Annotated in this window: 12 protein-coding genes; 8 read left to right on the plus strand and 4 right to left on the minus strand. The window is 37.9% G+C overall.

The genetic code is table 11. The annotated features are described in order from the left end of the window. Positions 1-58: 58 nt before the first annotated feature. On the minus strand, positions 59-541 hold the full coding sequence (locus tag ACLCDL_RS12540; RefSeq protein WP_423148654.1) for a YsnF/AvaK domain-containing protein: 483 nt from the start codon (positions 539-541) through the stop codon (positions 59-61). A gap of 143 nt (positions 542-684) precedes the next feature. Further along, positions 685-1,614: an SPFH domain-containing protein gene (locus ACLCDL_RS12545; protein WP_423148655.1), complete on the minus strand. Its 930-nt coding sequence runs from the start codon at positions 1,612-1,614 to the stop codon at positions 685-687. Positions 1,615-1,802: 188 nt separating this feature from the next. Between ACLCDL_RS12545 and ACLCDL_RS12550 the strand changes: the two genes are divergently transcribed. Next, positions 1,803-2,036: a hypothetical protein gene (locus ACLCDL_RS12550; RefSeq protein ID WP_423148656.1), complete on the plus strand. Its 234-nt coding sequence runs from the start codon at positions 1,803-1,805 to the stop codon at positions 2,034-2,036. 32 nt (positions 2,037-2,068) lie between these two features. Here the strand turns inward: ACLCDL_RS12550 and ACLCDL_RS12555 are convergent, their stop codons facing one another. Beyond that, entirely contained in the window at positions 2,069-3,373 is a 1,305-nt protein-coding gene (locus ACLCDL_RS12555) for a PAS domain S-box protein (protein WP_423148658.1), read from the minus strand. Between the two features lie 273 nt (positions 3,374-3,646). Here ACLCDL_RS12555 and ACLCDL_RS12560 point away from each other — a divergent pair, with 273 nt between their 5' ends. From ACLCDL_RS12560 to ACLCDL_RS12590, 7 genes are all read left to right on the plus strand, one after another. Next, positions 3,647-4,894, plus strand: coding sequence for an efflux RND transporter periplasmic adaptor subunit (locus ACLCDL_RS12560; protein ID WP_423148660.1), 1,248 nt, complete (start codon positions 3,647-3,649; stop codon positions 4,892-4,894). A 4-nt stretch (positions 4,895-4,898) separates the two neighbouring features. After that, entirely contained in the window at positions 4,899-6,359 is a 1,461-nt protein-coding gene (locus ACLCDL_RS12565; RefSeq protein ID WP_423148661.1) for a TolC family protein, read from the plus strand. 19 nt (positions 6,360-6,378) lie between these two features. Continuing rightward, complete coding sequence (locus ACLCDL_RS12570) at positions 6,379-7,044, plus strand: ABC transporter ATP-binding protein (RefSeq protein WP_423148662.1); 666 nt, start codon at positions 6,379-6,381, stop codon at positions 7,042-7,044. Between the two features lie 61 nt (positions 7,045-7,105). Continuing rightward, positions 7,106-8,347: an ABC transporter permease gene (locus tag ACLCDL_RS12575; RefSeq protein WP_423148663.1), complete on the plus strand. Its 1,242-nt coding sequence runs from the start codon at positions 7,106-7,108 to the stop codon at positions 8,345-8,347. 26 nt (positions 8,348-8,373) lie between these two features. Then, complete coding sequence (locus tag ACLCDL_RS12580; protein WP_423148664.1) at positions 8,374-9,549, plus strand: ABC transporter permease; 1,176 nt, start codon at positions 8,374-8,376, stop codon at positions 9,547-9,549. Between the two features lie 23 nt (positions 9,550-9,572). Further along, positions 9,573-10,946, plus strand: a complete 1,374-nt coding sequence (locus ACLCDL_RS12585) for a sigma-54-dependent transcriptional regulator (RefSeq protein ID WP_423148665.1) — start codon at positions 9,573-9,575, stop codon at positions 10,944-10,946. Then, a complete protein-coding gene (locus ACLCDL_RS12590) occupies positions 10,930-12,246 on the plus strand; it encodes a sensor histidine kinase (protein ID WP_423148666.1) in 1,317 nt (438 codons plus the stop codon). The genes ACLCDL_RS12585 and ACLCDL_RS12590 overlap by 17 nt, the downstream gene beginning before the upstream one ends. An 88-nt stretch (positions 12,247-12,334) precedes the next feature. Here the strand turns inward: ACLCDL_RS12590 and ACLCDL_RS12595 are convergent, their stop codons facing one another. Next, a complete protein-coding gene (locus tag ACLCDL_RS12595) occupies positions 12,335-14,422 on the minus strand; it encodes an LruC domain-containing protein (RefSeq protein ID WP_423148667.1) in 2,088 nt (695 codons plus the stop codon). Between the last annotated feature and the right edge of the window lie 33 nt (positions 14,423-14,455).

The raw sequence follows: 14,455 nt of genomic DNA on the forward strand, positions 1-14,455 counted from the left end.
TGTTTTTAAGATTTAAAAATTTAATTAAGTGGAGTAGATTTTCTTCATACTTATAAGTTTATGATTCAAGATTTTGATGTGATACATTAATTTCTTCCTTCTTAAGTTTATCAGAATAAGGTGTATTCAGTTCAACTTTTTGTTTTGTTATATGTAGTTCCTCCACGAGCATGAGGCGCTTTTCAATAACCAGCACTTCTTTTACTACCGGAACAATTGTTGTATCACCTTCATTTCTAATGGCGGGTGATGTTTCTACATACTGATTTACGGGAACATGCTTTATAGCTACCTTTTCTTCGATAGTAGGGATATTTACAGATACTTCCTCTTCTTTAACTGTCTTTGAAATATGTACTTTGCCGCTTTCAACAGTTTTTTTATCTACCTGCAGCTGCTCTTCGTACTTTGGAATAGTTATAGTGTCGGTTGTCTTCCTGCTATCCTGTTTCTTATCAATACTCATGCTATCGTTATTAAGAAGCTGCTGATATATCTCAATATTCTTACCACGATAAGATGCCTGAAGCAGAAAGGGCAAAAAAACTTTAAACTATGAAAAAAGAGAACCCGAATTGGGAAGAAGTGTATAATTTATTTCAAAAGGAGAGATGTTATCATTCCCCAACAAAATCAGGCTGTACCTTTATAAGTACAACCTGAAGCTTTTGAGTTAAAGCTGTGCTATTTAATTTCCTGGTTCTGTAACAGATGAAGGCTCATCATTTCCTGCATCGATTTTTTCATGCCATCTGTAGAACCATCAAGAAAAATCACATTTCCCTTTGAGTTTTCTGAGAAGTGTTTGATAGCTTCGGTCCACATGGTAAATAGAATAACGGAAGTATCCATATTAGCCTGTTGCATTTCCTTTGCGGCTACCGACATACCTTTGGCTACTTCTTCACGGAAAAGTGCAATACCCTGCCCGCGAAGCTGGGCAGCCTGGCGCTCGGCTTCGGCAGCTATTTTTATGGCATTTCCTTCAGCTTCTGCTGATTTTGTTTTGGTAATTAACAATGCCTGCCCCTCATTTTCTGCAGCAGCTTTCAAATTGTTTGAGGCCACAACCTGACTCATTGATTTCATTATCACTTCATCGAATGTAATATCATTTAATTGCAGATCCTGCAGGTGATAACCCCAGCTTTCAAGAATGGTATCCAGCTGTTCTTTAACATGCTCTACAATATCTCTCCGTAAAATCAACACATCGGCTTGTCGCTTAGTAGCAACAAATGCCCGTATCGATCCCTCAACTGTCCGTATCAATGCCTGCATCAGGTTACGCTCATCCACAAATTTAAAAGCTACGTTTTTAATAGTTTCTTCACTCTGATCAAAAACAGAATACAGCAGCATCGCTTTAAAATAAACATTGGCCTGGTCAACAGTTACTGCCTGGAATTCCAGTTCTACAGACCGGTTCTGTACAGAAATCCTTGAATAGATTTGTTCAATAAGAGGAATTTTAAAATTTAATCCAGGTAACAAAATCCGCCGGTACTTGCCAAAGACAGTTACAACAGCTATTGTTCCCTGCCTTACGGTAACAAAAGAAGAAAACAGAATGATCAGAACTATAAAGCCCGCTACAAGTAAAGGTATATTCATGTTATGAAATTATCTTTTAAAGATAGAAGTATTTCCTAAAAATGGTTCGGCTTAAAAGAAGCTACTGCAATAATGCATAAGCAGCGTGTTTCTTTTATCCATACAATGGTGTAAAACTTTAAATACTATCTTTTAAAACAATCTTTTCATAATTCAATTATCTCAATATCTCCAATGAGGATAAGATTATGGGATTACCTTTCAGAATTACTTACAAAGACAAGGATTACGTTTATGAGATTATTAACGAATCACCAATAACAAAAAATACAACCCAATTGCATATCCTTTTAAATGGAGAAAAGTTTAGCATGATAAAAAACGAACAGAAAGTATGGGTACAGCAGGAAGGCGACCGTACCTTAGATCCCGAATTTATTCAGGCCATCGGCCGCTCAGTTTCATTACGCTTCAGAATGTAAAAGACTACACGATATTACTATCTCTTACGGCATTAAAGCACCGTTTTCTTCGATATCTCCCTTACCATTTCATCCAATTCAACCCCGCTTTTCTTTAACAGTTCGAGCAGTTCGGCTGAAGTATCTACTTTATGTTCCTGCAGCATATCTAATATTCCGAGGATATTGGCCAGCGGCTTTCGTATGTCGTGCGAATTGATTTGAGCAATTTGTTGCAGGCGCTCATTTTGCTGCAATATTTTGTATTCGTTTTCTTTATTCTTCGATATATCCTGCATAGCACCCACCATACGTACTGCTTCGCCGCTCTCATTACGGAGGATGTAGCCACGGTCTACAATTACAGCGTAGGTATCATCTATTCGTTTGTACCTGTATTCTTGTTGCCAATACTGTACGTCAGTCTGTAAAACCGCCTTCTCTATCGAATTTTCTATCCCTTCCAAATCTTGCGGATGAATACGTTGAGCCCATTCAGATAAATTACAAGAGTATTCTTTGTAGCCTAATATTCTTTCATATCCTTCTCCCCAGTAAAGCACATTTTCCAAAATGTTCCAATCGTATATTGCTTCGTTAGTGGCCTTGTTTACTAACTGGTACCTCTCATTGCTAAGTTTAAGATTTTCCTGCGCAATTCTTTGTTCGGTAATGTCTGTATAAAAAAGTGTCAAAGCGCCATCGTAAGGATAAACCGTCACTCTTTTCCATCTTTTTATACGAGGCGAAAATTCTTCAAAAGTTATTGGAACATTTTCTTCCAGCGCTTTTTTTAATTTCTTTTTCGAGAACGATCCCTCCTCAAAAAGATCCCAGAAATAAGCGTTTAGCAATTTCTCCGGTGGGTACTGGGAAATTCGAACTGCAGCCGGATTAAAGGCAGTAATAATCCAGTCTTTATTTAAGTTAATATAACCTTCGTTAAACTTATTTAAAATTGCATGCAGGCGTTCTGCTGCCAGGTTGTGCTGCCTTTCAATTTCTTTATGCTCAGTAATATCCCTGGCAGAAGAAAAGATAAATGGCGTATTGTTTATGCGGCTCCCATTCCATGACAACCAGATATAGTGCCCGTCTTTACACCTGTACCTGTTTACACAATGTGAAACTTTCTTTTCAGCAGAAATTAATTCCAGTTCTTGGGATGTGGGCTGATAATCGTCCGGATGAATAAATTCATTAAACGGCCGTGATAATAATTCTTCTTCCGTGTATCCCAGAGCCTTTATAAAAGAATCATTAATTCTCTTAAAATATCCATCGTTACCGGCTATACAAAAAAACTCCTGAGATAAATTAAAAAAATCATTCCAGTTATCAGAAATAAAATCCCTCATAAATAAGCTACTTCATCAGAAAATCAGAATATTTTTACGAAAACACCGATAAAAAGTTTTGCTTCTTTCGGCTAATGAGATATTAAAATTGAATGATTTTTTATCCTTATTTAAAGCAAATAAAAGTTGATTAAAGACTCTTATCTAAAAACTTAACAAAACAGAACAATTTGTTCGATTTCGAACATTTTTTTAAACTTCATTTTTTCTATATAATTGAAGATCAGTATTTTATCTTTGGCATTTCTTTGGAATAAGTATGATCCAAAAATTATGGATAAACTCATTACTGAAGAGATAATAACGAAGAGGAAAAGGAAACTCTTCTTCACAATAGGAATACTTGTTACCTGCCTGATTATAGCTGTTTGGATGCTCCGGTTTTTTGTGAAGAGCACAGTTAAACGCTCGGAAATTGCTACTGCTGTTGTAGAAGTGGGAAACGTAGAAAACACGATAAATGCTTCCGGCGAAATTCTACCGGAATTTGAACAGGTAATAACCAGCCCGATCAATTCTTCAGTACAAAATGTATTGATTGATGCAGGAACTTCAATAAAACCGGGCCAGGCGATTTTAACACTCGATAAATCTTCTGCTGAGGTTGAATATGAAAAGCAGAAATTTCAGCTCGAATCAAAACGCAACAGTATTCATAAACTAAAGCTCGAACTGGATAAAAGCTTTTTCGACATCCAGTCAAATAACGAGATCAAGCAACTAAAAATTAACAGTTTAAAAGCTTCGCTTGAAGATACAAAAAGGCTGTATAAGGCTGGTGGCGCAACTAAAGAAGATGTTGCGCAGGCCGAGTTGAATCTGAAAGTAGCACAGCTGGAGAAGAAACAACTGGAGAACGAAATTCAGAACAAAGTGCAAACCATGAAAGCGGAGATGAAAGAATCAGAACTCGCAGCTGCTATTCAGGAAAATGATCTTCGTGAACTGGAAAAGAAACTGAAAGAAGCTGATATTATGGCAAACAGATCCGGAGTTGTAACCTGGGTTAATAAAAATATTGGAGCCAGTATCCGCGAAGGCGAAACGCTGGCCCGCATTGCTGATCTTAAAAGTTTCAAAGTTTCGGGAACTATTGCCGACAGTTACCTGGACCAGCTGCATAAAGGAATGCAGGCCATCATCCGCATAAATGATACAAAATTAACAGGGATCGTAACAATGGTTTCTCCCTCCGTCCAAAACGGCCTTATTTCTTTTGATGTGCAATTAGATGAACGAGATAATAAACTGCTGCGGCCTAACCTGAAAGTAGACGTGTTTCTTGTTACAGAGAGCAAAACAAACGTGTACCGGGTTTCAAATGGTGCTGCTTTTAAAGGAAGCGACTTGCAGGAAATCTTCGTGGTAAAAGGAAACAAGGCAGAAAGAAGAACAGTTCATACCGGTTTATCAAACTTTGATTACATAGAAATTAAAGACAATGTGAAACCCGGGGAAGTGGTAATCACGTCTAATATGAGTGATTACAAAAATGCAAAGGCAATAACCATTACCAATTAGTCTGATGAAAGCTATTTATATACTTACAATTTTACTTTCGGGACAATTGAGCACTGGTTTTTCTCGGGATTTGCAAGATACTATCAGATTAAGCTTGCAGGAAGTAGTAGCAATGGCCAAAGATAAGTCAATTGCGGCACGACAGGCTTCTACCGTTAAAGAAACCCGGTATTGGGAATGGCGGACGTTCAAATCCAACTACCAGCCGCAGCTATCTCTTCAGGGAATACTTCCGGGATACAGCAAAACTTACGCCGAGGTTCTGCAACCAAATGGAACAGTTGATTTTCAGCCGGTACGAAATAATAATTCTTCGCTAAATCTGTCGTTCAGCCAAAGCATTTCTGCAACTGGCGGAACTGTTTTCGGCACTACCCAGATGCAGCGCTTTGATGATTTTGACCGGAATAATGTGTTGTACAACGGTGTTCCGTATGCACTCGGTTATAGTCAGCCTTTATTTCAGTTTAACCGTTTAAGATGGGATAAGAAAATTGAACCGTTAAAATACAATGAAAGCAAGCAGGCGTACATCGAATCGATGGAAAAAATATCAATAAATGCCAGCTCGTATTTCTTCGACCTTCTTCTTGCTCAGGTAAACCTGCAAATTGCCGAAACGAATTTAAGCAATACCGAAAACATACTGAAAGTAGCAAATATGAAGCTTGAATTAGGCCGCATAACACGAAACGAAATTCTGCAACTACAGCTTGAACAGTTAAAAGCCGAAAAAGCAGTCGGAATTGCCAAACGCGACATGGAAATCGCCACGCTTAATCTTCGTTCGTACACCGGGCTTTTAAGTACTGATAAGATTGCCCTTTTGCCTCCTCAAGCAAGTATAAACATGAATGTAGCAACCGAAAAAGTGATTTCTGAAGCGTATGCAAACCGCTCGGATGCTATTGCTTTTATTCGCCGGATGGCAGAAGCGAAAAGAGATGTTGCTAAAGCTAAAGGCGATAATGGCTTAAATGCTACGTTAACTGCGAGGTTAGGTTTTTCAAAAAGCGCCTCAAAAATGTTCCAGGTTTACGAGTCGCCGCAAAACCAGCAATTGGTTCAATTAGAATTGGATATACCGATAATGGATTGGGGAAGATCAAAATCAAGAACTAAGACTGCGCAGGCAAATGAACAGTTTACCGAATATGCAGTAGAGCAGGATAAGCAAAACTTTACCCAGGAAATTGTAACGCAGGTAACCTTATTTGAGATGATGAAAGATCAACTGGTACTTACTGCAAATGCCGATAGTATTGCTTCTGAAAAATACCAGATAGCAAAAGACCGGTATCTTCTTGGGAATCTAAGTATTACAGATTTGAGTATCGCTTTCCAGGAAAAAGACCAGGCAAAACGTGACTACATTTTTGCTCTTCGCGATTTCTGGGGAGCTTATTATCAGTTAAGATATTTATCTCTGTATGATTTCGAAAAAAATCAGAAAATAACCTATTAAACTTAAAAATCAAAAGAATATGATACGATTAGAAAATATTGAAAAAGTTTACCGTACAGATACGGTTGAAACCATCGCATTGGACAGCATTAGTATGAATGTGTCAAAAGGAGAATTTCTTTCAATTATGGGCCCTTCGGGATGCGGTAAAAGTACTTTACTGAATATTATGGGGCTGCTTGATGCTCCGAGCAAAGGTGATGTTAAAATTGATAATCAGCAGCTTACTAATTTATCAGATAAGCAACTGGCACAGTTCCGTAACAAAAAAATCGGATTCATCTTTCAAAGTTTTCATTTAATTAATGATTTAAAAGTACTTGATAATGTTGAACTGCCCCTTCTCTATCGCGATTCATCTGCAAAAGAAAGGAAACGATTAGCTGAAGAAGCACTGGAAAAAGTTGGGCTGAGCAACCGGATGAAACACTTTCCGACACAGCTTTCAGGTGGTCAGAAGCAACGGGTTGCCATAGCGAGAGCAATTGTTGGAAAACCCGACATTATCCTGGCAGACGAACCGACAGGAAACCTGGATAGTGCTATGGGAAATGAGATTATGGATATTCTTCTTCATCTTAACCAAAGGGAAGGCACAACGGTAGTAATGGTTACGCACGACGAAAACATGGCCCGTAAAACGCACCGTTTAGTAAGGCTATTTGACGGATCACAGGTTCAATAATTTTAAAGTTGAAAGTAGCAAAACCAACAACTTATTACTCACAACCTACAGCTCAAAAATCATGTTAAAAAATTATTTAAAAATAGCCCTGGCGGTTTTACAGCGAAGAAAATTCTTCACTTTTATCAGCCTTTTTGGTATCAGCTTTACGCTTACCATCCTGATACTGCTCAGCTCGTTTGCTGATCATGCCATTAGTACCAGCTATCCGGAATTAAACAAAGACAGATCTTTATACATCACAACCTTACAACAGCTAAATACAAAGAAGTTTGGTATGATGCAGGGTCCGGGCAGCTTTTATTTTATGGACCATTATGCGGGCTCATTAAAAACACCTGAAAAAGTTGGTATCTCTTCGATGTTTATCGCTACCAACACCTATGTTAATAATAAAAAATTTGTTATTAATGTAAAATATACCAATGAAGCTTTCTGGGATGTTATTTCCTATGATTTTATAGAAGGAAAACCGTATACAAAGCAGCAAATAGCAAACGGCGAAAAGATAGCTGTAATTACTGACGATACTAAAAGGGAATATTTTGGCGATGTTAAAAATGCGGTGGGGAAGTATATTGAAACTGACAATGTTCAATATAGGGTAGTAGGAGTAGTGAAAGCAAGTCCGGTAACTATGATCTATTCTTATGCAGATATGTTTCTTCCATACACTATTTCAAAGGCAGATTACCGGAATAAAGGATATATGGGCAATTATGTAGCAGTGCTTTTAGCAAAGTCAAAAGATGATCTCCCTAAAATTCAGGAAGAGTTTGCGTCTGTAGTTTCAAAGATACCGCCTGAGAACCCTAAAGATTTTGACGAATTTCATAGCAGCGCTGATCCTTATCTTGCAACTTTTACACGCATAATTTTTGGGGACGGAAATAATTCGGGAATTACAAAATTTGGAATTACCATCTTTCTGTTCGTACTGCTGATTATGCTTCTTCCAACTATTAACCTGGTTAATATAAATATCAGCAGGATTATGGAACGCTCGTCAGAAATTGCAGTAAGAAAGGCCTTTGGCGCATCTTCCGGAACGCTCGTTATCCAGTTTATTGTAGAAAATATCATCCTGACATTGCTTGGAGGTTTGATAGGGCTGGCATTTGCCGGTGTTGTAATACATTTTGTTAACGAAAGTCAACTGATTCAAAATGCCAATTTCGGTATTGATTTAAGTGTTTTTGCCTACACCATCCTCGCATCATTATTCTTTGGCCTTCTATCAGGAGTCTATCCCGCCTGGCGGATGTCAAGATTGCACGTAGTTAAGGCTTTAAAAGCACAATAGATAGTCATCATTAAAAAAATAGAAATATGCTTTCGCACTTATTTAAACTTATATGGAACAAGAAAAAGCAGAATTTTCTGCTTATAGTTGAAATGCTTGTATCCTTTGCAGTTCTGTTTGCAGTGTTTACACTGGTAGTTTTTTATTATAATAACTATAAAAAGGATGCCGGCTTTAAATACGAGAATGTTTGGACAGTCAGTTATACAGTTCCTTCCGGCATAAATAGAAATGATTCTGTAATGATGTCTATAGAGGCTCTCAGAAATATCATTTCTTCCATGCCCCAGGTAAAATTACTGAGCTTTTCTGGGAATAACGTCCCCTTTTCAATGAATCAGTTTAACTCCATGCTTTCCTATAAAAATAAACAGGCATTAAGCGACTTCTACCTCGGTGAGCGCTCTTATAAAGACGTTCTGGATTTGCAATTAGTAAAAGGTAGTTGGTACAGTCGGGATATGATTACCTCACGAACCAAGCCTGTTGTTATCAATGAAACATTAAAAGAAAACCTTTTTGGGAATGAAGACCCTATAGGAAAAATTATTTCATCAGACCCTGAAAAATTTAAAGTTGTAGGTGTTGTTCACGATTTTAAGAGTAAGGGAGATTATCAGGATGCCGGCAACGGCCTTTTCCGGGTTCTCGACTCTGCAGATTATAAAAATCAAAATTCGATACTTATAAAAGTTGATCCCGATGCGAATGCCGCTTTTGAAGCAAAGCTATACAAGACACTTTCAAATTTCAGCAAAAATGCAAACACAGAAATTGAACACTTAGATAAAAAACTGGTAAGCAAGAATAAAGTAACCCTGGTGCCCATGTTAATTCTTCTTATTGTAGCATCGTTTTTAATAATCAACGTAGCCTTAGGCCTGTTTGGAGTGTTATGGTATAATATTAATAAACGCAGGGGCGAAATCGGCCTACGGAGAGCAATTGGTGCTTCTGGAAATTCAATATCGAAACAACTGGTCGGGGAGGCCCTCGTCCTTGCCACACTGTCGTTAATTATCGGCTCTTTCTTTGCCATTCAGTTTCCTTTACTAAATGTATTTGATCTTCCGGCACATATTTATATAACCGCACTGCTGCTTTCAATTGCGTTTATTTACTTACTTGTTACTATTTGTGCTTTATATCCCGGAAAACAGGCTGCAGCAATTTATCCGGCAGTTGCTTTGCATGAAGAATAATCCTTAAATTAACATCGGTTTTTATGGTTTTAATTATTGATGACGATATCGCAGTAAGAACATCATTAGTGCTCTTGCTGCAAAGTGAGGGATATAAAGTGACGTCTGCCGCTTCGCAGCAAGAGGCTTTGGACGCTATAAAAAAACAGGAACCCTCTCTGATCATTCTCGACCTTAATTTTTCAATTGATACTTCTGGAATAGAAGGTATGGAACTGCTTGGAAAGATTAAACAGGTAAGTCCCGCTGTTCCTGTTATTCTGATTACAGGCTGGGCCTCTATTGAACTGGCAGTGCAGGGAATGAAATTAGGGGCCAATGATTTTATTAATAAGCCCTGGAGTAATGAACATTTGCTGCAATCGGTAAAAACACTGCTTAATCTCCAGGAAAAGAAAACGGGTAATCATACACGTAAACAGCTGGATAAGCTCTACAATTTTAAGCAGATCATAGGTGAAGATCATCAGATGCTTCAGTTGCTGGATACAATAGGGCACGTTGCCTCTACAGATGCTTCAGTATTAATTAATGGCGAAAGCGGAACCGGAAAAGAGCTGATTGCAGAAGCAATCCATCAAAATAGCCTCCGCTGTAACCGCCCGTTTATCAAAGTTAATCTTGGCGGAATTTCAACTTCTTTATTTGAAAGTGAGATGTTCGGGCACGTTCGCGGAGCCTTTACTGATGCCCGGACAGACAGGATCGGCCGGTTTGAAATGGCAAATAAAGGAACGATATTTTTAGATGAAATTGGTGATTTGGATGCGGGAAGTCAGGTAAAGTTACTGCGTGTTTTGCAGGATAGAACTTATGAGGTTTTAGGAAGCAGCCGGACAAAAACCGTAGATGTACGGGTAATTTGTGCTACAAACAGAAACCTGGAAGAAATGGTAAGCAAGGGAACTTTCAGGGAAGATCTCCTTTACAGGATAAATCTGATAACAGTAAAATTACCGGCTTTGCGGGAGAGGCCGAAAGACATCCCGCTGCTGGTTTCATTCTTCACAAACAATCTTAAAGAAGTATATAACCGCCCTGCCCTTACTGTAACTGCCGAAGCGATGAAATGGTTACAAAACCTGCCCTTACCGGGAAATATAAGGCAGTTGAAAAACCTGGTGGAACGAACAGTTCTGGTTAGCAGGCATGACAAGCTTGACACGAAAGATTTTCAGCAGCAATACGAAATGTCTCCGGCGAAAAAAGGAAATCTGCAGCTTCCTGAGGTGGGAACATTAAGTTTGGATGAGATAGAAGTAATGATGATAAAAAAAGCTATGGAGTTTCATAAAAACCGCATTACAAAAGCAGCAAACTCTTTGGGTATAACACGTAATGCCTTGTACCGCCGTTTAGAAAAATATAATATTCCATACGATGAAACTGCGGACTAAGTACCTTCTTTTTGTTCTGATACTTCATTTAACTACGCTTGTCCTCACTTTCCTGATTTTTAAAGAAAATAAAATCCTTTTCATTCTTGCCGAAGTATTTATCCTCATTTCACTGTATTTATCGTGGGAATTGTACAAGCAGCTCCTTCAACCATTACGAATGCTTTTGGAAGGTATTAATGCAATAACCGACAAAGATTTTAATGTAAAATTCCTTCCTACCGGAAAGTACGAAATGGACCAGTTGATTCACGTTTACAATAACATGATTGACAGTTTACGAACAGAACGCACCTTGCAGGAAGAACAGCACCTGTTCCTTGAAAAATTGATAAATACTTCCCCAACAGGAGTCATAGTACTTGATTATGATAATAATATTTCTCAGCTCAATCCGCGTGCATCTGAATTTCTTGGATTAAAGAATGAAGCACTGATTAATAAACCTGTTGAATCTATTGAACATCCCGTACTGAAAGAAATCAGCGTTCTGAAAACTGGGGAGTCTAAAATTGTAAGCATAAATGGGTTAGAAAGCTATAAGTGTCAAAAATCTTCTTTTATTGATCGCGGTTTTCCGCGTTATTTTATCATGATAGAAGAACTGAGCGCCGAAATACTGGTAGCAGAAAAAAAAGCTTACGGAAAAGTAATCCGGATGATGGCGCATGAGGTAAACAATACGATCGGGCCGGTAAACTCAATTATGAATTCCGCATTATTGATCCAGCAGCAGCAAGCTTCTCATCAGGAACTTCAACATGCATTACAGGTTGCCATAGAAAGAAATAATAACCTGAATATTTTTATGCGTAATCTGGCAGACGTGGTACGCCTTCCGGCACCTGATAAAAAGCTGCTTGATATTAACCTTCTGCTCATTTCAGCAGGAAAGTTACTTGAACTAAGAGCAAAAGAAAAAGGGATAGAAATAGAATTTCACCTTTCCCCCGAACCCTTAAACTTAAAAGCAGATATTCAGCAACTGGAACAGGCAATTATCAATATTATAAAAAACGCAATAGATGCTATTGAACCTCAAACTCAGGGAAGGATTCAAATCATAACTGAATTTTCTCCGCCCCAACTTATTATCAGAGATAATGGCAAAGGAATATCAGAACAGGTTGAGGCTAATTTATTTACACCCTTCTTCAGTACAAAAAAAGACGGGCAAGGAGTGGGGTTAACGTTAATCCGCGAAATTCTGATGAATCATCGTTTTGACTTTTCTTTAAAAACTTCTGATAATAGATTTACGGATTTCAGTATTTTATTTAATCCGCGGAAGTTGAAATAGTACTGATATTACAAGCAGAAAAATAGCTATCTCCTAAACAGAAACGGCTGTCCTGATCAGACAGCCGTTCTTATTATGAGAGCTACAATTACTTGGAATAAATATATCCGTTATTTCGATACCCGCTTGCTGTGTTTTTATACCAGTCGGGATATAATGTTCCTCCCGAACCGGCCCATTCAAGAAAATGGAGGTAAGCTTTACTTACAAGGCTTTCTTCTGTAGGATAAGCAAAGGGTTCGGCTATATTAATTGCCCAGGGCCAGTTATCTTTAGTTAAATAATAACGATTAGTTGCCGGGTTTGAATTATCATCAACAGTTTTAAATAAAGACATATCTGCCTTATCAGTTGGTTTGTTACCAGGAAGATGTATTTCGTATCCCCTTCTCTGGTTACTTATCATAAAAGGATTAAATGGTGCACTTCCTAATGTTGAAGAAGCAACAGGAGAAGTAAATTCGATATAAACATGGGCAGTGTCTCCAGCTACCTTCTCCATAGTAGGCCGTGTATTTACGAAATAAGCGCCAGCATAATTGTCTATCAGGGCCTTAGAATTATCAAAAGGAATAATAACAGCTTTGCTTTGGCCTGCTTCCAATCCGTTACTTGCTTTTTGGATATAGGATTTAATAAATTTCTGTCCTGTCACTTTGCTTACTATATTGGGACTGAAAGGAAATTCTACACCAAACCCGTTTTCATATGAAGCACCAACCGCCGCAACTGTAAAATCACCTGTCATATCTACAATTTTGTTTTGTGCATTATTGGTAAATTTATAACGGTAATTTATCACCAGGTCATTTAAATCATAATCACCTTTTTCCGGCCAGCGGTCTTCAAAGGCAAGGGTACTCCAGCCCGTAGTTGTTGTATACGCACGTGCAGGATCATTAGGAAACTCATCAGACTCATCTTTTACTCCATCTCCGTCTGTATCTCCACCGTTATCCAGTTCAACTACACCGGTTTTACTGAAGCTATTTGCTTCACTTGCAGTTGCATAGAAAATTACATCATTGAAATCGCCTTCATTAACCGACGTTTCAGTTTGACGGTTTAAATCCTCAAAACCAATTAAGAAAAGATTATAAATATCATTATATAATAATACAGAATGCTTTTTTAATGAATTGCTTGATTCTGGGTTAAGTTTAGAAGTAGAATAAAACTTTGTTTTATCAAGATCAACTCCGTAGGACGATCCAGATTTTGTCCAGCCATTCTGTATCAAAACAAAGCCAATAGATGTTCCCGCTTTAAATTCGCCAAGTTTTACCTTATCTCCTGAAGTTAAACCTCCTCCAGAACCTGTCATGGAAGTATTAGGAAAAACTAAAGTTACCTCATCTATATCTTTTTGTTTTTTAGGCGGGTTATTGGTAGGATATGTATAGTAACCTAAACTATTGTAATAGTCTGCTCCTTCTGATACAAAAGTAATCCAGACAGTAGATTTCTTTGTGATATTAAGAGTGGTAACAGCGTTATCAGATAAATATTCAGGATGATAGCTTGCAAGTGCTTTTTGTTCCGGGAGGGAGGCATTAATAGCACTTAACAAAGACGGAGAAATATTATCCCGTGAAGATTCAAGATATTTTGGTTTACCAGATGGCTGGTAAACTGAAGTTGCAGAAGAACCTCCATCCGGATAAACATAGTCTGTTCCACCAGATACCACCATTATTTTATTTAATGATGAAACAGCGTTTTTAGTGATGCTTAATTCATTTTCAACTACAATATCTCCACCAAAGCTTTCTTCTCCACCAATTGTAGCATCAATAGTGTTACTGCTATTATTAATAACCGCCTTAAGATTATTAAGCAGTCCGGGATAATTTGGTGAAACAATAACAGTATCCAGAGGTGTAGGAACTATAAAGGTTCCCTCAACGTACCCATTAGCATCTGAAATTGCTTTTAACAACGATGACTCTTTGTCTTCATTTTTCGGGTTAGTAACCGTTACCATTACACCTGATAATGGTTCATTTGTATTTGACAACAATCTTAATTTGAAATTTATCTCTTTGGTTGTTGAAAAATCAAAATCGCCGGGAGCAATCTTATCTATATTTTCCTCTGCAGCACTACCGGGCTCTTTTTTACATGACACTGCTATTAAAACAGGAATTAGCAGTGTAATGAGTAATAATCTTTTCATATTCTTAATCTATGTGCTTCTCATTTAGCAACA

The organism is Rubrilithobacter danxiaensis (genome assembly GCF_047272945.1).
Lineage (GTDB): Bacteria > Bacteroidota > Bacteroidia > Sphingobacteriales > Sphingobacteriaceae > Rubrolithibacter > Rubrolithibacter danxiaensis.